The organism is Burkholderia sp. BCC0398 (assembly GCF_902833245.1).
Lineage (GTDB): Bacteria > Pseudomonadota > Gammaproteobacteria > Burkholderiales > Burkholderiaceae > Burkholderia > Burkholderia sola.
Genome location: NZ_CADFEM010000005.1, coordinates 365,483 through 385,039, shown reverse-complemented (window position 1 = coordinate 385,039; position 19,557 = coordinate 365,483). Strand labels below are relative to the sequence as shown.

Genomic DNA, 19,557 nt, shown 5'->3' with positions numbered 1-19,557 from the left:
TTTTCCGAGGGGGCGGTAAACGTCCCCTCGGCGCTTACGCCACGCTTTCGTCGTCGACGTCATGCGCCGTCGGTTCGTACCGCACGATCAGCAGAAACACGATCGGCGTGACCGCACTGATCGCGACGACCCAGAACATGTCGGTGCCGAGACGGGCCTGCAGGATCGGCAGCACGAACAGCGCCAGCGCCTGGCCGATGCCGCACAACGACCGCCCGAAGCCGACGCCGGTGCCGCGAATCGCGGCCGGATACGACAGCGTCGGATAGATCATCATCTGTGCGCCGGGGCCGAAGCCTTCGGCGAACAACCACGTACCGAGCATCAGCAACACGACGCCGACCGCGATCGCCCCGTGCGGATGGCCTGCGAGCGCCAGCGCGACGAGCGCGACCGTTTGCAGCGCGAACCCCGCGATCGCGACATGACGCGACGCATACCGATATGCGAGACGCATGCCGAGCAAGCCGCCGGTGAACGCGAACAGCACGTTCAATGCGAGCGATGCCGCGATCGTCTCGAACACGCCCGCACCGAGGAATTGCGACAGGATCGACGGCAGGAAGAACGCGATCGCCGTGTATTCGAACGGGATGCACAGGTTCATCACGCTGGCGACGATCGTGCGCCCCAGATACGGACGCTGGAACAGCACGCGAATCCGCACGGGCGGCGGGCTCGGCTCGCGTCGCGCATCGTCCGCTTCATGCGCGTGGATGCCGTACGACTCGCGCAGGATGCGCGCGGCATTGGCCAGGTCGCCCTGATTCGCGGCCCACAGCGGCGACTCGTTCATGAAGCGGTTGCGGAACAGGATGATGACGAGCGCCGGCACCGCGCCGAAAATCAGCGATGCGCGCCACAGCCAGCCCGCATGCTCGGCCGGCAGCAGGAAATACAGGCCGAAGATCAACAGGAAGCACACCGACGACGCGACGTACCACATCGGGCACCACGCGGCGAGCCGCGACGCCTTGTTGCCGCGGCCGTTGAACTTCGAGAATTCGGCAAGAAACGCCATCGCGACGGGCAGGTCGATGCCGACGCCGAGCCCCATCACGAAGCGCGCGGCGATCAGCACCCAGACATTCGGCGCGAGCCCGGCCGCGATCGCCGCGACCACGAAGAACAGCATGTCGGCCATGAACACCTGGTAGCGGCCGATCCGGTCGGTCAGCCAGCCGCCGATCAGGCTACCGAAGATCGTGCCGATCATGATCGCCGACCCGACCAGCCCGGTCAGCGCGGGCGTCAGCCCGAATTCGCGCGCGACGTCGTCGATGCCGTACGACAGCGTCGTCAGGTCGTACGCGTCGAGAAACACGCCGCCGAGCGCCAGCAGCACGATCATCCGTGCGTGGCTGACCGAACTGTCCACCGTATTGATCAGGCGCGCGACGTCGCTGGCCGAGCGGATGGGAGAAGAAACCGGCGTGACCGGGCTCAGATCGATCGAACTCATCGGATTCCTTAGTTTGATGCCGAATTCATGGCAAGGTCGTCGTGAAGCCGGGAACCGGGCAAGTGCCTGCGCGACCATCGCGGCGTCGAACGAACGCGGCGCCGCTGTCGCCGGGTTCCGGCAGCGGAAATTCTGTTCCTCCGGTCCGGCAATCCCAAACGATATAAACCGATAAATTAATCGGCGTGCGTCATAAAGTTGCGCGGGCGGCGCTTGGCAGCAGCACGCATGTGCAATCGAGAATGCCTTCGCTAACGGATCGCCCCGCGCTTCGTTACATTAGCCGGTCACGCCGGCCCCACCTCGCCGGCCCGCGCGGCACACGACTTCATTGCGCAGACGCCGACCGCACGAACGCGGCCAGATCGCGATTGAACCGCTCGGCTTCCTCGATGAACGGCGCGTGCCCCGACTCCGCGTACACCTTGCTGGCAATGCGCGGATTCAACTCGGCCGCGCGAGCCAGCGTCACGTGCGTATCGACCAGCGCGTCGCGGCCGCCGTAGATGAAGAGCAGCGGCACACGCGCATTGCCGAGCCCCGCGGCGGCGAACACCGACATCGTCGGAATCGTCTTTTGCATGTCCCACGACGCCATCGCGGCGTTCGCGAGCAAGCGCTCGAACGTCACGGCATCCGGCCGACGGTTGAAGCACAGACCGACGAACGTACGCTCGCCATCGAGATGCGTTTTCAGGTCCGGCGCATTCATGTCCCGGTACACGTCCGGATGATCGACGATCTGGCCCGGCGCAAGCTCGACCACGCCATCGACATACACGGCGCCCGCGATCGCGCGATCGCCGTATTTGGCGAGGTAGTTCGAGATCACCGCGCCGCCGAGCGACCAGCCGACCACGACGGGTTTGCGCGCATGCGCACCGTCGATGACCGCGGCGAGATCGTCGCCCCAGCGGGTTCCGTCGCGATACGGTTGCGCGCCGAGCGGCTTGTCCGACAGCCCGTGGCCGCGCAGGTCGTACGTGATGATCCGGAATCCGCGCAGGTCGGGGCTCCGGACCTGCGCGTCCCAGTTCAGCCGGCTGCCGAGCAGGCCGTGGATCAGGATGACCGGCACGCCGTCGGGGTCGCCGCTTTCCTGCACGGCCAGCTTCACGCCGTCCGTCGACGTCACGGTATAGCTCAGCGGCGCGGCGGCCGCGTCGTACGCCAGGGCGAACGGCGTCGCCCACCAGATCACGGCCATCAGCCAGCGGATCAGCACTCGGGTCGTCACGATTTTTCCTCCAGGCATGAACGGACGCCCAGTCTCAACCCTCACACTGGTGTGAGAGTCAAGCGGATCGTGCTAACCTGCTTTCCATGAAAAACCCGCCTACCCAGCCCCTGCTGACCATCGGCAAACTCGCGCAGCTCACCGGCGCGAGCGTGCGCTCGATCCGGCACTACGACGAGCACGGCCTGCTCGCGTCGGTGCGCGCGGCCAACGGCTATCGCCTGTTCGCCGACAACGCGGTGACGCAGGTCAAGCAGATTCAGCGCATGATCGCGACCGGCTTCACCCTCGACGACATTCGCGGCTTTCCGGACTGCATGCTGCTGATCGACGGCGCGCGGTCGTGCGACCAGATCACCGACGTCCAGCGCGCACGCCTCGAAGCGATCGACCGCCAGATCGCCGATCTCGAAAAGCGGCGCGCGCGGCTCGTCAAGATGTTGCGCGATGGCGCGGTGCCGCCGCTCGATTGACGCGCGGTTCGCCAGCCCGGCTCGGGCGCCGCCTCACCCGTCGGCCCCCCCACACCGAGATCGCGCGAGGATACGCGGCCGCCGCACCACCACAAAAAAACGCGCCTATTCAATGACGGTCGATTACAAACGCTTTTTATAAGCGCATCCTTGACATGCCGAATCGCGTGGTATTTACTCCCATTGCACTCGACGCAATACGCAATCGCAGCACGAAAAAACAACAGGACTGAGAGTTGCATTTGCATCGGCATGCAAGAAATGCGCGTCGGCGAAATGCAAGACGAAGAAGTAAAACAGACGTGATCCGAACGGGGGCCACATCCATGTCCGCTACCAGCAAACCGCCGCCTGGCGGTTGATTCCCGTCATTCAGCCATCCGACCACGCAGGTTCCCCGCCGGTTTTTCGATAGAACCGGGGCGGCATCGTCACCTGCGTCGTCCACCCGCATCGCGTCGCGCATGCGTCGGGTTTCAATGCGAGACGGCATGTTCGCGGAATACTCATTTCAAAAATCCGGTGGGTCCCGAATTTCACCGGTCGCGCAATATAAATTCGGGATTTCTTTAAAAAAGACGTGCCTCGATATTTCACATATTGATGAAGGAATGAAAATGAGTACCACGACGATCGAAAATGCCGGTTACGGGGTCTACAACTCGACCATCGATGTCACGACCCAGGTGGCGGCGGCCTACAAGAACGGCCAGCGCGTATTCACCGCCAGCAATCAATGGGGCGATCCGGCGCCGGGCGAGCGCAAGTACCTGTACATCTTCTGGACCCGCAACAGCGAATGGCAGTCGGGCGTGACCGGCGAGAACGATTCTCACGGCGTGACGCTGCCCTGAACCGTATTCCGCGCGCGGGACGGGTCGCCGCGTCGCGGCAGCGTGCAGTCGCCGTACGGCCCGTGCGCGTCATCCCGCGCGCAGCGTGTTTCCCCACCCTACCGATCGACAGGAGTCTTTCATGCCGTCCATCTACGTGCAGAACATCTCGATTCCCGTGAGCACCGCCACGCCGTCCGACTCGGGCGTCATCACGGCCCAGACCACCTACAGCTTCCCGACCAACGTGATTGCGGCCGGCGCGTCGGTGGCCAGTTACTCGGCCTCGTTCGGCAGCACCGACCACCACCTGCGCACGGTAGGCGCGAGCGTGCAGGTCCAGACGCAGAACAATTCGCCGACGGTGACCATCACGGGCTCGCTCCAACTGATCGACAACAGCAATAACGAACTCAACCCGAGCAGTTGCTCGTTGACCGCGTCGGTCATTGCCTGGGCGCAATAAGCGACGTTCGCCGCCGCATCGCCGCGATGCGCGGCGTCGTTCCATTGTCCGGTTTGCAGTCGTGCCTTTCATGGTCCTCCGCCCGCCGTTCGGGCCGAGGACCATTTTCTCGAGGAGTCGCCATGTCCACCAGCGCCAGCCAGCAAGCCGACATCCCCGCCCTGGGCGTGCTCCAGTTCGACGCCGGCAGCTTCGGTTCCGCCGTGAACCTGTTCCGCGGCAATCTCGCCTTTCCGCTCAAGCTGCTGACGCTGCCGGCACGTGGCGGGCTGGCGTTCGACCTGACCCTGCTGTACCAGAGCAACGTCGCGGACCAGGTCTCGCAATGGAACCTCACGAACCCGAGCGGCGCGCTCGGCGTGGGCTGGAGCATGCCGCTCGAACGCATCGTCGCGGAAACGCAGGGTACGGGCAGCCCGCTCGACGTCCAGTATTACCTGATGAGCCAGGGCCAGGCGATGCAGCTCGTGCCGATCCCGACGGCGTGGAGCCGCGGCACGCTGCCCGCCGACGCGTTCGACGACGCCGCGAACGCGGCGCTGTTCGCGAGCGACCGCGTGCCGGCGCCGCTCGCGTCCGCGCTGGAACGACACGGCTGGCGCCCGTCGGGGGACGCGCGTATCGCGTCCACCGGCCGCCCCGACGAGTGGCGTCTCGACGATGCGCCGCTGCGCCGCTCGCACCTGTTGCGCCGGCAACCGGACGGCACGATCACCGTGACCACCGACGGCCAGTCCTATGAAACGGCGCCCTACCAGTTCTGGCAGATCACGCACTACCCGGCCTGGGACAGCTGGGAAGTCGTCCGCCCGGACGGCACGGTCGCCACTTACGGCGGCTCGGATGCGGCCGCCGCCGCGCGCAACCTGATCCAGTGGGGCATCCGCTGGGGCAACTGGGTCGGCCCGAGCCGCCGCGCGGAAAACCAGCAGCGCTACGCGCTCGCGTGGAATCTCGCGCAGTTGCGCAATACGCTCGGGCACTGGATCGAATTTTCGTACAGCACGATCGAGCAGGCGGTCGGCGACGGCACGTTGACGTACACGCGCGAATGCCAGATCGCGAGCATGGAAAACGATCTCGGCTGGTCGTGCCGGTTCGCATGGCAGCCGATGACCTACGACACCCGCTCGCTCGACGCGCCGAAGGAATACCTGGCCGCGCACGGCGACCCTGCCCAGGCGCCGGGCGACCAGCCGAACGCATGGCAGGACCGTTACGAGACGCGCTATCTCGACCACGTCGACGTGATCGACGGCTCGGGCGCGCAGCAGACCCGGCTCGATTTCGACTGGTACGACCTGACCCTGCTCGCGCCGCGCGACGCAGCCAATCCGCTCGCCACCGGCGCCTGCTACAAACGCTATCTGAAAGGGGTGACCGATACCTTCAGCGGCGGCGCGGCCCGCCCCGGCATCGCATTCGACTACAACTTCGATGCCGACGGCGCGCCGAACCCGGGCGCGATGACGTCGATGACGCTGCCCACCGGCGGCGTGCTGCGCTACACGTACGCCGAGATCGACGTGGGCGCGGACGAGAACGTCGATCCGGGCTCGCGCAACCTCACCGTCGACAATCCGTTCGGCGCCAGCCGGCCGGGCGCGCCGCGCATCTGGTACGGCGCCGACTACGTGGTCGTCGCCTGGTACGAGGCCAGCGAGAACGCGCTGCTGGTGAACGTCTACACGTGGCTGGGCCGCTGGATTTCGGCCTGGACGGACTGGCAGCGCTTCGACGGCGCGCTCGATCTCGATCGGACGGTAGCCACGACCAGCGCCGACAGCTTCATGCTGCTGCTGGCCAACCTCGACGACACGCAATCGACGCTCTATCTCGCGTCGCGCCGGCCGGTCGCGAACGCGGACTGGCATTTCGCGGGCGAGCCCGGCTCGCCCACGCCGTACCGCTACGACAGCACGCAACTGCGGATCGCCAACGGCGCCGACTTCTTCGTCGTGATCGACGACGACGATCGCCGCGTCGACCGCTACGCGCTGAACTGGCAGACGCGCGACTGGGACGTCGCGCCCGCGCTCGCGAGCGGCACGTGCTGCCCGTCCGGCAGCGTCAACACGCAATCGTACGTGGCGGCGGCCACCAATCACTATCTGGTGTTCTGCTATGACGAGGACACGGGGCGCGGCCGCTTCAGCCTGATGGTCCGCGATGCGGCGACGCTGGCGTGGCGGCTCGGCAGCACGCTGGACACGGACGCGATCACGATTCCGGCGGTCGGCGCCACGTCGTATTTCCAGCTGTCGATGGGCCAGGGCTTCGCGGCCGCCGCGTGGATCGACCGCTATGCGTCGTCGGGCGGCGTGGTGCAGGCTTTCGACTACCGCCTGGCCGTGCTCGCGTGGGACGACGACTACGGCAACCTCGCGTTGCGCCCGCTGCCCGACGTATTCGACGGCCCGGGCTTCACGAACCTGTCGCCGGCCTTCATGCAGACGCTCGGCCCGGTGATCACCGGCAACAGCCTGATCGGCTCGGGCCCGAACGTGCTGGTGTTCGACGGCGTGAGCTGGTCCTACCACTTCGCCGGCATCCAGTACGCGCCCGGCAGCGACGCGAACCGCCAGTTCTACTGGTACGCGTGGGATCAGCTCGGCGTGCTGAAGACGGAGAACACGACGTCGGCGCTCTACGCCGCGCTCGACAGTTTCGATCCCGACGCCGACACGCCGTGGGTCACCCAGGTGCTGCAGGATGAGGACCCGGCGCCCGCGGACCGCGAGACGCAGGGCTTCCCGACGCTGGCCGGCACGTTCCTGTCGCAGAACCGCGACCTCTACGGCCGGTCGGTCTGGCCCGCGTGGAACCCGCTCGCCGGCTTCCGGCTGGGCGAGATCACCGTCGATCGCTTCGACAGCACGACCGTCATCAACCAGGCGCCGGACTTCCTCGCGTTCATGACGCTCGACGCCGACGGTGCGCCGCTCGACACGCAGGTGCGCTTCTTCTGCAACGGCGGGCTGCTGCGCGACGCGCAAGGCGAGCCGGTGGTCGAGCGTTTTCCCGGGCAGCAGATGTTCCGCCTGCTCAACAGCACGCTGCACTACGAGACGGCCATTTCGGGCAAGCTGCCGGCGATTCCGTCGGGGTTCGTGACCTTCCCGTCGGGCAACGAGATCGACGCATCGACCCACATCACGCTGCACCGCTATGCGAATCACTCGCTGCATGCGCCGCTCGCGGCCTTCGTCGTGACCGCGCTCGCGATGGACAGCGGCTACGACACGATGCTGCGCTGCTACGCGTACGCGGACGTGTCGGCCAACACCGATCCGTCGGGCAGCATCGTGCAATTCTCGACGGTGTCCGAATACCAGGCGTGCGAGACGCCTCAGGCGCAGCGCTACGGCTGGACCACGAGCCATTTCTACAACGGCCTGCCCGCGCGGACGCTGCGGTTGCCGGACGATTGCCGCATCCGCGCCGGCGTACGCGGGACGGCCGCGCCCGTCGACGACGCGTACTCGCTGGCGGCCGGCCTGCTGCTGTCGAGTTCGGTGTACGACCGCGACGGCACGCTGCTGTCGTCCACCACCAGCGACTGGACCTACACCGACCAGGTCGCGAGCGACGCGAACGGCGCCACGCTGCGCAATCTCTACGACGCCGTGCCGCAGATCGCGACGTCGGTCGAGAGCCTGCAGGGCGTCGCGCGCACCATGACCTATGCGTACAACGCGGCGTCGGGCTATCCGGCCACGGTGCAGACTGCCTATTACGACAGCCGGGGCGAGCTCAACGTCACGCAGCGCACGTCGCTGTTCGGTTTCGAGGTCTACCCGGCGATGTGGAGCGCGCACATCCTCGCGCCGGTGGCCAGCGCATCGACGCGGGTGCAGGCGGACGGCGGCTGGTTGTTGCAGGCCGCGAAGGCGCAGACCTTCCGCAGCTGGGCGCACGACGACGGCACCACCTATCTCGCGGAAGCCGACAGCTGGGTCGCGGTCGACGAGAACGCGCCGCCGTTCGCCGCGTGGAACGGCGGTCAGCCCGGCGCGGGCTGGCTGCTGGAGGAGCGTATCGACACGCGCGACGGCGAGGGCAACGTGCTGCTCTCGCACGACGTCACCGGCCGGCCGATGGCTTCGCTGTTCGACGATGCAGCGCGCTTTCGCATCGCCGGCTTCGTCAATTCGGCGGGCGGCAATGCGTACGACAGTTTCGAGGATTACCAGCGGCCGACCTGGAGCCTGCCGGCCGGCGCCGCCGTCTATCGCGACGACGCGGCCAGCGGCACCGCCTGCCTGCAGATCAGCGCGTCGGCGACGCTCACCCGTGCCGTGACGCTGACCGACGGCCGCGCGCGGCAGTTGTTCGGCCTCTGGTTCAAGAGCCCGCCCGGCGCGACCGCGAGCGACTTCACCGTGACGTTGACGCTCACCGCGCCGGGCGGCGCGCAGTTGAGCCGGCGCCTCGCGCCCACCGCCGGCCAGTGGCAACCGCAGCAATGGACCGTCGATCCGTCGTCGCTCGGCCTCGGCGCGGACGCCACCGTCACGCTCGGCATTCGGGCCGAACTGCCGACGGGCGGCGCGGCGTGGCTGCGGCTCGACGACGTGTTCTTCACGCCGCTCGACTGCCAGTTCCAGTCGATCGCCTACGACGGCGCGCGGCTGCGCACGCTCGGCACCACCGCGCCGAACGGCATGCGCTCGCGCACGCTCTACAACCCTTTCGCCGAGCCGTCCGTGACGGTCGGCCCCTGGGACAATCCGAGCCTGATCAGCATGACGTGGTTCGCCGCGCAGGACACGACGATCGGCCCGGCCGCGCCGTTTCCGCGCGCCACGCCGAACGCGGCGATCAACGTCAACGGCCAGGGGATCGGCATATACGACGGTTTCTGCAACGGCGCGCTGGCGTTCTACACGGCCGCGTCGGGCAATGCGGCCGACTGGAGTGCGGGCGGCGGGCTGCTCAGCTATCACGGCGAAGCGGCCGGGCCGCTCGGCGCGCGGCTCGAACGCACCGGTTTCGCGGCGGCGAGCATCGCCGCGCGCGTACTGGTCGACCGCGCCAGCCTCGGCGACGCGGTGCTCGGCACCGGCACCTGGTTCGTCGGCTTCAGCCCGGCGCAGGGCTGGCGTCTGTGGCGGCTCGACGGCGCGAACCCCGTGCTGCTGCAATCCGACAGCGGCGCGCCGGCCGCACGGGAATGGCTGCTGGTGGCCGTGACGGGCCGCGTGCTGTTCTTCGCCGACGGGCTCAAGGTGTTCGAATATGCGGACGCCGCGGTCGCCGCCCCGTTCGGCGTCCAGCTCGGCATGACGCAGCCCGGCAGCTTCTCGGCGCTGGCCGTGGCCGAGGACGTCGGCCTGAGCGTCGAGTATCGGGATGGCCTCGCGCGCAGCCTGCAGACGCTGAAGCTCGAATCGGCCGATAGCGCGGTGCTCGACACCGGCGTGTACGACGATCGCGGCAACACCGCGATCCGGGCACTCACGAGCCGTGTCACGGTGTCCGGCGCACAGGCGTTGTTCGTCTATCAGGACGGGCTGGTGACCAACGGCGGCGCCGACGGCAGCCTCTGGCAAGGCGCGCCGCTCGAGGGCGCGCTCGCCGCGTGGCATCCCGACGCCGGCGGCTATCCGTTCGCGCGCACGGTCTACGAAAACGCCCCGCTCGGCCGGCCGGTGGCGTTCGGTCAGCCCGGCTACGACTATGCGATCCGGCCCGGCAGCACGCATTACGCGACGCGCGGCTACGGCGTCAACGCCGATGCGGGGCGCTTCGCCTATCCGCTGCCGATCGGCGAGTATCACCTGACCACGGACGTCGATCCCAACGGCGCGGTCACGCAAAGCTGGTCGGACACGGCCGAGCACCTGATCGGCCGTGTCGTGCAGAACGCGCTCACCGACGACAGCCTCGACTGGCGCATGAGCCAGATTTACGACGCGCAGGGCCGCACCATCGCGTCGGTGCCGCCCGCGTCGTACGCGGCAGGCGGCGCCGGCACGAAAGCCGTGCCGGCCGGCAGCAGCACCGCCGACTACGACTTCGCCGGGCACCGGCTCAGCTCGACCGATCCCGACAGCGGCACCACGCAGATCGTCTACAGCAGCGCCGGGCTGATGCGCTTCCTCGCCGACGGCAATGCATTGAACGGCGGCTACATCGCCTATCGGAAATACGACACGCTGAGCCGCGTGATCGAGGAAGGCACCTGTGCCGTCGCGTGGGACCGCGCGCAGCTTCAGCAGCATGCCGACGACCCCGACTGGCCCCCGTCGTCGCCCACCTGGAGCGTGCGCCGCCACTACGACGGCGACGGATCGGATGCGACCCAGGACGACCATCTCGCCGGCCGGCTCTGGAAGGTGGAGGTCAACCAGGGCGACGCCGGGCAGGCCGGCTTGACCGAGACGGTCGCGTACGACCGGGCCGGGCGCGTGCTCGCGCGGCGCCGGCAATTCGCCGGGACGCCCGCGGGCGACTGCGTCATCGCGAATACGTGGTCGGCCGGCGGCAATCTGCTGTCGAGCACGGATTCGACCACGGGGCTCGTCAGCCTGCGCCGTTACGACGCGCTCGGCCGCGTGCTCGAGGTCGCGGCCGACACCGGCGGCACGACGACGGTGCTGATCGCGCACGAGTACGAGCCGAACGGCAAACCGGCGCTCACCCGCCTGTTGCCCGACGGCAAAGGCGCGTCGATGCTGTCCCGACGCTTCGCGTACACGCCGCCCGGCTGGCCCACAGTCAGCGATGCCGGGGGCGTGCTCAGGGAAACGCTCGCCTACGACACCGGCGCCTGTGAGGGCGGCGGCTATTACAACGGCGAAATCGCACGACAGACCGTCACGTCGGACGTGCCCGGCGGGTCGGTCGGGCCGGCCTGCACCACGATGGATTCGCTCGGCCAGCTGACCGCGTTCGGTTCCGGCGCCGACGCGCAACGCTGGGAGATCGACCTGAACGGCAACTTCGAGCGGCACACGCGCGGCGCCGATTCGGCCGGCTACACGTATGCGGCCGGCACCAACCGCCTGACCGGCTACACGGCCGCGCAGGACACCACCACGTTCGCGTACGACCATGCGGGCGGCATCGTCGGCGCGAGCGACGGCGCGGGTGCGACGTGCTGGCAGATCGGCTATGACGCCGGCACCGGACGGCCCGTCAGCTACGCCGGCCCCGGTGCGTCGCTATCGATCCTGCGCGACGCGGACGGCAATCGCGCGGCGCTGACCCGGACGAGCGGCGGCGCGACGTCGCAGCGCTTCCAGACGTCGATGCCCGACGGCGAACTCATGGTCGACGCGGCAAACGGCGCGAGCGCGCCGACCCGCTTCATCGCCGCGCTCGACGTCCAGGTGGCATGGCACGACGGGCGCTTCTACTTCGCGCTGCTCGACCATCTCGGCAGCGTGCGCGTGCTGCTCGACGCGAGCGGCGAGACCGTCGGCGCGTGGCAGTACGACGTGTACGGCCAGCCCACCGTGCTGGTGGCCGCGCCGTTCGCGTGGCCGCGCCTGTTCACCGGCCACAACTACGACGCGGATTCCGGTTTCTACGACTGCAACGCGCGCTTCTACCACCCGGGCTACGGCCGCTACCTCAGCGTCGATCCGATGCTGGAAACGCCGTCGCCGTACGTCTATGTCGGCAACAACCCGCTCGTCTTCACCGATCCGAGCGGCATGAACGTGTGGGGCATCATCGTCGGCGCGCTGGTCACGCTGGCGGTGGGTGTGGCCGGCGTGCTGCTGCTCGGCACCGGCATCGGCGCGGCGATCCTGGTGGGCGTCGTGGCCGGCGCGGTCGGGTCGATGGCCGGCGACCTCATGAGCATGGCCACCGGCGACCAGATCAGCTGGAAACAGTTCGGCATCGATGCGCTGGCCGGTGCGGCGGCCGGCGCGGCCGGCGCGCTCGCGGGCGGCGGCGCCGGCGCACTGACCGCGCGCGCGGCGCTCGGCCTGAGCGCGGGCAAGGTTGCCACCACGCTGTCGGTGTCGCTCGTCTCCGGCATCGCGGGCGGCGTGGCCGGCGGCGCGGCCGGGGCCGGCGTGACGGCCGGCATGACCGGGCAGCCGTTCTTCAGCCGCGCGACCGCGCTGAACATCGCGATCGGCGCGGTGGCGGGCGGCGGCGCCGGGCTGATGGCGGCGGGCGCGCACCTCACCTTCTTCACCGGCAAGGCGTCGGTCGGCGTGAACCCGACGCCCCTGGAGAACGCCGGCGAAATCCCGAACTATCCGCCGCCGAACGCGCCCGGCTTGCCGAGCGAACCCGGCCAGAGCGGCCTGGTCGGCAAGGTGCGGATCCTGATGCCGAACGATCCGGTCACGGCCAGCGTGAAAGCCCGGTGGGATGCGTTCACCACCGATCTGCAGCGGCAGCAGTTCGCGGAGAATCTCACGCGGGTCGGCAACCTCGACGTCGACGTCGTCGCGACGCACGGTATTTCGCGCAGCGCGATGGTCGAGTGGACGGCCAAGAACGGCGTGCCGATCAACCGGCCGACCTCCGCGTCCACGCTGGCGCGGTTCCTGCGCGCGCAGGGCTATGGCGCGGCCGATACGAACTTTCCCGCCGCGTCGGGCAGGCCGATCAAGCTCGTCACCTGCTTCGCCGGGATGGCCGGCCGCTTCAGTTTCGCGCAGGCGCTGGCCAACGAGCTGCAAGTCGACGTGTACGCGCACTGGTGGGTCGTCTATCCGACCAACAATGCGACGCCATGGATCCGCTTTCAGCCGCGCTGACGGCGCGGCGCATCGCGACAGGCGACGACGGCCGCGTGGCGGCCGTCGCGCATCGGGCACGCTACGCGGCTCTATTCTTATGCCCGTGGGGTGGATTTCCCCGATCCGTTTGTTCCGACGTCAATCGTCGAAGGTGCCCTGATATTCCGGCGCGGCGTCCGCGCGCGTGTTCAGTTCGAACATCACGCCACCCGGCGCGCGGCAAAAGAAGCGGGAGCCGCGCCCGTTGTTGAAGACGTCCGTCTCCATCGCGACGCCCTCCTCCTTGAAGCGCGCGAACAACGCTTGCACGGCCTCGAGGCTCGGCAGTTCGAAGCCGACGTGGAAATGGGTCGGCCACGCGGGCACGCCGTCGCCGACGTGATCGATCACGACGTCGAAGCCCGGGCGTTTGAGAATCCACGATTTGTCCCAGCTTCCCGCGATCGTGAAGCCGAGGTATCGCTCGAAGAATCGGGCCGTCGCCAGCGTGTCGGCAGAGGGGAAGCTCAGGTGGTTGAGTTTCATCGTGTGGGTCGTGTCGGTCATGGTCGCGCGCTCTGATGCGGTGAAGGGCGAAGGCTCCATGCCATGCCGCCCGAGGACTTCAGAATACGAGCGCGGGCTCGCATTCCACAACTCGCATTGGACGTTCCGCCGGATGCGCGTGGAACCCTTGCCGCGCCGTCGGTTGCGGGATGGCGACGATCGCGGCGGATAGTGTGACTCGTATTCGCGACGGCATCGTCGATGCGCGGTGCCCGATCGACTGGCGACATCAAACGACGACGGCCCGGGATTCGCGAACGAACCCCGGGCCCTCGATCGACAGCGGATGGTGCCGGGCTGAGTATCCATTGCCCGGCACCGCGCGTCGCTCAACGCGACGCGGCCTGCATCAGAACTGATAACCCGCGCCGACCACCGCGCCGAAGTCCGACCGCGTGTTGCCCGTCACCGATGCCTTGACGACCCAGCGGTTGCTCTCCGTCACGTACGAGTAGCCGGCCGCGAAGCCTTGCTGACCGTGATAGTTCGACGTCGCCGCCGACACCATCGAACGCCCCGCGCCGGTCGGCTGCGGCAAGCCCGCCACCGCCATCGCCGACGCGACGCCGCCGTACATGTCCTTCTTCAGGTCGTTGAACGAGTTGTACACCTGCCCGATGCGCTGGTCGGTATAGCCCTTCGCCTGCGTCGACGCGGTCGCGAGGTTGTCGTTCAGCTGCTGCACGTTCACCGCGTCGGTCGGCGCCGTGCCGGCCGCGACGTTCGTGACCTGGCGCTCGTTGCCCTTCGCGCCGACCGAGAACGAATTGTCGCGATCGGCGACCGAGCCCTGGCCGACCGCCACCGCGTTCTTGCCGGTTGCGGTCGCCGTCGACCCGATCGCACCCGCATCGGCGCGCGCGATCCACGTGGTGTTCGCATCGGTCGCGGTCGCACGGATCCGGTCGTTGACCGCGACATTCTGCAGCGCGGCGTTGAACTGGCCCATGTTGACCGCGTCGTTGGCGTTCACGCCCGCCGCCACGCCGGTCAGCACGCGATCGCCCGCCGTGCCGGAGAAGTTCACGCTCGTACCGGCAGACGCCTTACCGACCGTGATCGCGCCGTTCGGGTCCTGCTGCTGCACGAGGCCGGCCTTGCCGTTCGCGATGTTGGTCACGCTCCCTTGCAGGCTCGAGATGTCGGTGGTGTTCTTCGACACCTGCTGATTGGTCGCGTAGAGCTGCGAGCCGTTCACCGCGTCGGTGCTGGTCGCGCCGAGCGTGCCGGCCTGCACGTTGGTGATGCGCGTGCCGCCCGCGCCGCCGAGCGTGATCGTGCTCTTCGAGCTGTCGTCGTACTGCACCGCGAGCGCGCCGAGCTGGTTCAGGTTCGACTGCACGTCCTTCAGCTGCTTCACGTTCACCGCGTCGGTATCGCTGGTGCCGGCCGCGACGTTCTTCAGCACGACGGCCGACGTGGCGTCGCCGCCGACGAGCGACACCGAATTCAGCCGGTTGCCGCTCGGGTCGACGTCGTACTTGACGACGTTCTTCACCGCTTCGCCGGCCTGGTTCGACACGTTCGTGATCTGCTGTTCGAGCGCGGTCTTCACGCCCGACAACTGGCCGCCGTTGACCGCGTCCGTGCTGCCCGCGGCGAGGTTGCCGTCGGCCACGTTCGTCAGCTTCGTCGGCGCACCGCCGCGCGCGGCGTTGAACGCGCCGAGCGTCGGGTCGAATTGCAGCGCATCCTGCTGCAGCCCGGCAATCGCGGCCGTGTTGTTCGTGATATTGGTTTCGGCGTTGCCGAGGCGCGTTTCGTGATTCGCGAGCGTCGTCGTGTTGCTGCCGACGCGGCCGTCGAGGTTCGTCAATGCGTCGCCGACGTTGTTATACGCGCTGCCGCCGATCTTGTAGTTCGGTGCGCCGATCGAGCCGTCCGGGTTCGCCGTCGCGCCGCCGCCGAGCGCGGCCGCGGCGCCGTCGGTCGCGCGACGCAGTTGCGCGCCGTTCACCGCATCGGTGCTGCCGGCCGCCACGTTGCCTTCCGCGACGTTGGTCACGCGCACCGGATTCCCGCCGTTGCCTGCGCCGAGCGACACCTGCTGCTTGCTCGCATCGTCGTATTTGACGGCGAGCGCGTCGAGCTGGCTCGTCCCGTCGTGAATCGCCGCGGTCAGCTGATCGACGTTGACCGCGTCCGTTCCGCGCTTGCCGGCCGCGACGTTGCTGATCAGCTGCGGGCCGTGGCCGCCGTGGCTTGCATCGTATGCACCGAGGCCCGGGTTCCACTGCAGCGCGTCCTGCTGAAGCGCCGCGATGTTGCCGGTGTTCGTCGTCACCTGGTTGCCGACGGCCGTGATCGACTGGTTCAGCGTGTCGGTCGCCTTGCCGAGCTGGCCGACGTTCACCGCGTCGTTCGCGGCCACGCCGTCCGCGACGTTGTGCAGGCCGACCGGCGCCGTTGCACCCGTGCCGCCCAGCGTAACGCCGCCGTGCGCATCGTCGTCGTACTGCACCGCGTTCTTCGTCGCGTTGCCGATCTGGCTCGTGATCGACGTGCTCAGGTTGCCGAGCGTCGTGCTGAGGTTGTTCGTCACGCTCGTGCTCAGCGATGCAAGGCCGCCCGTCAATTGGCCGACGTTCACGGCGTCGTGCGTATCCTTGCCGTCCGCGACGTTGTGCAGCGTCGTGCCGTTGGGGCCGGCGAACGTCACCGAGTCGAAGCCGCTCGCGCCGTCGTACTTGACGTTGCGCGTATCGGCCGCCTGCAGGTTGACGATGTTCGACGCCGCGGTGCTCAACGATCCGTTGATGCCGGTCACGCTGTTCTGCAGGTTCGTGATGTTCGACGCCGCCGTCGACAGGGACGTCTGCAACGGCGCGACGCTGCCCTTCAACTGGCCGACGTTGACCGCATCGGTATCGGCGACGCCCGCAGCCACGCCGCCGATCGTCGTGCCGGTCGCGCCGTCGAGCGCGATCGCCGCATGCGAGTCGTCGGTGTATTTGACGACGTTCTGCGTCGCCGTGACGATGCTCGTGCTCAAGCTGTTGCCGACGCTGGTCACGCGCTGGTCGACGTTCGAGATCGTGGTCGACAGCGAATTGCCCACCGACGTCACGCGTGCGTCGACATTGCCGATGCCCGTGCTCAGCGTGTTGTTCACGTTCTTCAGCTGCTGGACGTTGACCGCATCGGTATCGGCCGCGCCCGCCGCGACGTTCTTGAGCTGGCGTTCGCTGCCGAGCGCGCCGAACGATACCGCGCCGCCGACCGGTGCGGCCGTGCCGCCGAATACCGGCGTACCGCCGTTGTTCGCGCCGACGCTGCCCGAGCCGATCGCCACCTGGTTGTTGTCGTTCGTCTGCGCGCCGGCGCCGATCGCCACCGACTGGGTGCCGGCGGCACGCGTCTGCGTGACCGCGTCGTACGATGCGCCGGCCGATACGCCGTCGCTCGACGTCGGGTTCGCGCCGCCGATCGCGACCGAGCGGTCGCCGCTGGCGAGCGCCGAGTGGCCGAGCGCGATCGAGCTCGTGCCGTGCGCGTCCGCGACGTTGCCGAGCGCCATCGAGAAATCGCCGACCGCCGCCGACTGGCGGCCGATCGCCAGCGCCGTGTTGCCCTGTGCGACCGCGACCGTGCCGATCGCGGTGGCCGAGTTCGCCAACGCCTGCGAGCCGACCCCGATCGCAATCGCGCCGCCGCTGCCGCTACCGCCCTTGCTGCTCGCATTCGACTGGTCGCCGATCGCGATGCCGCTGGCGCCGGCCTTCGCATTGGTTCCTTGCGTCACGTTGGTGGTGCTGACTGCCACGTAGCTGCCGTTCTTGGTCGCCACGCACAGCGGGTTGGTGCCGTCGATGCACTGGCCGTTCAATGCATTGTCCGGGTTGCCGCGGTCGACGAAATTGTCCGCGTGGGCGGCGCCGGCGATCAGCACACCCGCGCCGGTGAACATCGCGGCGGCGAGCGCCGAAATCTGCTTCCTCTTCATGGTCTTCTGCTCCGTTGTGTAGCGTCTGGTTTGAATACGGACTACTTACTTTTATTGACAGCTTCGACTTCGATTGCGACTTCGTTTCGGAAGCGGATTCCGCTACCGGGCCACCATATCGACACGACACGCATCGAGCACCCGTTTCGGCAGGGCGTTCGAAAGCCGCGGGCATGTCGTCGTCCCGACGTCCCGTTCCGTTAATTCGACAATTGTATTAGGAATACGTATTGATTCTCATGGACGAGTTTTCCCCCGACTGAATCCGGAGATTCAACCCGTCTTCATGTACATCCCCGATTTGTCGTCGCGCCGACCGCGCCCCACCACGCTTCTTTTATTTCATCCCCGGCAACCGGGTTTCATTTCCGTGCAGCGAGCACGGCCCTGGACAGTCATCAATTGATGCGCCGGCCCCGGGTCAGGCAACGTCCGTCACCGCTTGCGGCGCTTCCGCTGCCCTGCTCGACCCGTCGTTCAAAGTTCGGACGAATTATGAGACACGAGCCCGAGTTATTAAAGACGGCATTCTTTATAGATTGTAAAATTCCAAATATTCAACGGCTTAGGTAAAACATATCCATTGCGCAAACGATTTCGCGCCGACGCCGTTATTAAAAATCTTTTACCTAGCGGATAAATACTTTGCCAAAGCGGATTCCAATAACATCTTTCTTCAAAAAGACAATCGCGAAACTGCCCGGCTGTGCGATTTCTCACTGGATATACGCGTAAACCATGAATATTGACGCACGTCGACGCCTTACATTCCTGTCGCAAACCGCCATTTTCGATAATCGAGAAGATTGAATGGTGCGAATAGAGTCGTCATGGCTGGCCGGATTCGAAATATGCTCCTACAATTCCGCTCGCATCGATTCCGGCGGTCGTGATCGTTCTCCGCGCGCTCACGGCAATCCGTCGCGTGTCGACCGGCTCCGTGATTAAAACGACGAACGCCGTGCGATGCGTCGCCACAGAGCGGCTTCCGACGTTTCCACCGCACCGGGCAGGCCACCCGCGGAAACGCAGCCAACCGCCTTTTCACCACAGGTGCACGATGTCTTCACCGATCTCCGCGTTGAGCGACGCGCATATCCTGATCGTCGACGATCAACCCGACCAGCTCCGTTTGCTGATCGAGATCCTGCGCAGCACGGGATGCCGGATCAGCATCGCATTCGACGGCACGCAAGCGTGCCAGCGCGCGCAGGCGCTGATGCCCGACCTGATCCTGATGGACGTGCGCATGCCGCACATGGACGGCTTCACCGCATGCCGCCTGCTGGCCGCCGATCCGCTGACGAGCGCGATCCCGGTCATCTTCCTGACCGTGGCCGACGCGTTGCACGAACGGCTCGAGGGGCTCGAGATCGGCGGCGTCGACTATGTAGTGAAGCCATTCGAGCCGGCGGAGGTGATCGCGCGGATTCGCGTGCAGCTGTCGCGGACGAAGCGCGAACGGCCCGCCGTGACGGAGCACGCGGAACGCCCGCCCGCGGGCGGCAAGGAAGACGACATCATCGTGCGCGCGGCCATCCGCCACCTGTCGCGCACGCTGAACGATCCGCCGACGGTGGAGGAACTGGCGCGCGCGGTCGGCACGCACGAAAAGCGCCTGTCGCGCGCGTTTCGCGACAATCTCGGTCAGACCGTGTTCGAGTATCTACGCTACGAACGGCTGCGGATCGCGCAGGATCTGCTCGATTCCACGTCGCTCAGCATCGCCAGCATCGCGAAGGAAATCGGCTTTTCCACGCCGGCCAATTTCGCGACCGCCTTTCGCGAACGGTTCGGCATCACGCCGACCGAATGGCGGCGCCAGGGCCATGCGGGCGCGCGCACCGCCGCGCGGGAGCCGCAACGCCGCGCGTAGGCCGCATGCGACG

Annotated in this window: 9 protein-coding genes; 5 read left to right on the top strand and 4 right to left on the bottom strand. The window is 67.4% G+C overall.

The genetic code is table 11. The features are described from left to right. Positions 1 to 34: 34 nt before the first annotated feature. The gene (locus tag HWX76_RS13595) at positions 35 to 1,462 is read right to left on the bottom strand and encodes an MFS transporter (RefSeq protein WP_089490035.1); all 1,428 of its coding nucleotides are present in this window, start codon (positions 1,460 to 1,462) and stop codon (positions 35 to 37) included. Between the two features lie 328 nt (positions 1,463 to 1,790). Then, positions 1,791 to 2,699: an alpha/beta hydrolase gene (locus HWX76_RS13590; protein WP_176015927.1), complete on the bottom strand. Its 909-nt coding sequence runs from the start codon at positions 2,697 to 2,699 to the stop codon at positions 1,791 to 1,793. 86 nt (positions 2,700 to 2,785) lie between these two features. On the opposite strand from HWX76_RS13590, the gene HWX76_RS13585 reads away from it, so the two are divergent. The 4 genes from HWX76_RS13585 to HWX76_RS13570 all read left to right on the top strand — a co-directional run bounded on the left by HWX76_RS13585 (position 2,786) and on the right by HWX76_RS13570 (position 13,197). After that, positions 2,786 to 3,172 carry a MerR family transcriptional regulator gene (locus HWX76_RS13585; RefSeq protein ID WP_050015280.1) on the top strand — a complete coding sequence of 129 codons (387 nt, stop codon included), beginning with the start codon at positions 2,786 to 2,788 and terminating at the stop codon, positions 3,170 to 3,172. Between the two features lie 617 nt (positions 3,173 to 3,789). Then, entirely contained in the window at positions 3,790 to 4,026 is a 237-nt protein-coding gene (locus HWX76_RS13580) for a hypothetical protein (protein WP_050015281.1), read from the top strand. Between the two features lie 121 nt (positions 4,027 to 4,147). Further along, a complete protein-coding gene (locus HWX76_RS13575) occupies positions 4,148 to 4,471 on the top strand; it encodes a hypothetical protein (protein ID WP_050015283.1) in 324 nt (107 codons plus the stop codon). A gap of 122 nt (positions 4,472 to 4,593) precedes the next feature. Beyond that, positions 4,594 to 13,197 (top strand): RHS repeat-associated core domain-containing protein, encoded by an 8,604-nt coding sequence (locus HWX76_RS13570; RefSeq protein ID WP_176015926.1) that lies wholly within the window; start codon positions 4,594 to 4,596, stop codon positions 13,195 to 13,197. Positions 13,198 to 13,317: 120 nt separating this feature from the next. On the opposite strand, the gene HWX76_RS13565 is transcribed toward HWX76_RS13570, so the two are convergent. Together HWX76_RS13565 and HWX76_RS13560 are read right to left on the bottom strand one after the other, a co-directional pair. Beyond that, positions 13,318 to 13,725 (bottom strand): VOC family protein, encoded by a 408-nt coding sequence (locus HWX76_RS13565; RefSeq protein WP_176015925.1) that lies wholly within the window; start codon positions 13,723 to 13,725, stop codon positions 13,318 to 13,320. Between the two features lie 349 nt (positions 13,726 to 14,074). Then, positions 14,075 to 17,668: a YadA-like family protein gene (locus tag HWX76_RS13560; RefSeq protein WP_176015924.1), complete on the bottom strand. Its 3,594-nt coding sequence runs from the start codon at positions 17,666 to 17,668 to the stop codon at positions 14,075 to 14,077. 1,060 nt (positions 17,669 to 18,728) lie between these two features. Between HWX76_RS13560 and HWX76_RS13555 the strand changes: the two genes are divergently transcribed. Next, complete coding sequence (locus HWX76_RS13555; RefSeq protein WP_050015289.1) at positions 18,729 to 19,544, top strand: response regulator; 816 nt, start codon at positions 18,729 to 18,731, stop codon at positions 19,542 to 19,544. The last annotated feature ends 13 nt before the right edge of the window (positions 19,545 to 19,557 follow it).

Coding starts and splice junctions, on each gene's coding strand:
- HWX76_RS13595 (WP_089490035.1), bottom strand. CDS start 1,462: ATGAGTTCGATCGATCTGAGCCCGGTCACGCCGGTTTCTTCTCCCATC.
- HWX76_RS13585 (WP_050015280.1), top strand. CDS start 2,786: ATGAAAAACCCGCCTACCCAGCCCCTGCTGACCATCGGCAAACTCGCG.
- HWX76_RS13580 (WP_050015281.1), top strand. CDS start 3,790: ATGAGTACCACGACGATCGAAAATGCCGGTTACGGGGTCTACAACTCG.
- HWX76_RS13575 (WP_050015283.1), top strand. CDS start 4,148: ATGCCGTCCATCTACGTGCAGAACATCTCGATTCCCGTGAGCACCGCC.
- HWX76_RS13570 (WP_176015926.1), top strand. CDS start 4,594: ATGTCCACCAGCGCCAGCCAGCAAGCCGACATCCCCGCCCTGGGCGTG.
- HWX76_RS13565 (WP_176015925.1), bottom strand. CDS start 13,725: ATGACCGACACGACCCACACGATGAAACTCAACCACCTGAGCTTCCCC.
- HWX76_RS13560 (WP_176015924.1), bottom strand. CDS start 17,668: ATGAAGAGGAAGCAGATTTCGGCGCTCGCCGCCGCGATGTTCACCGGC.
- HWX76_RS13555 (WP_050015289.1), top strand. CDS start 18,729: ATGTCTTCACCGATCTCCGCGTTGAGCGACGCGCATATCCTGATCGTC.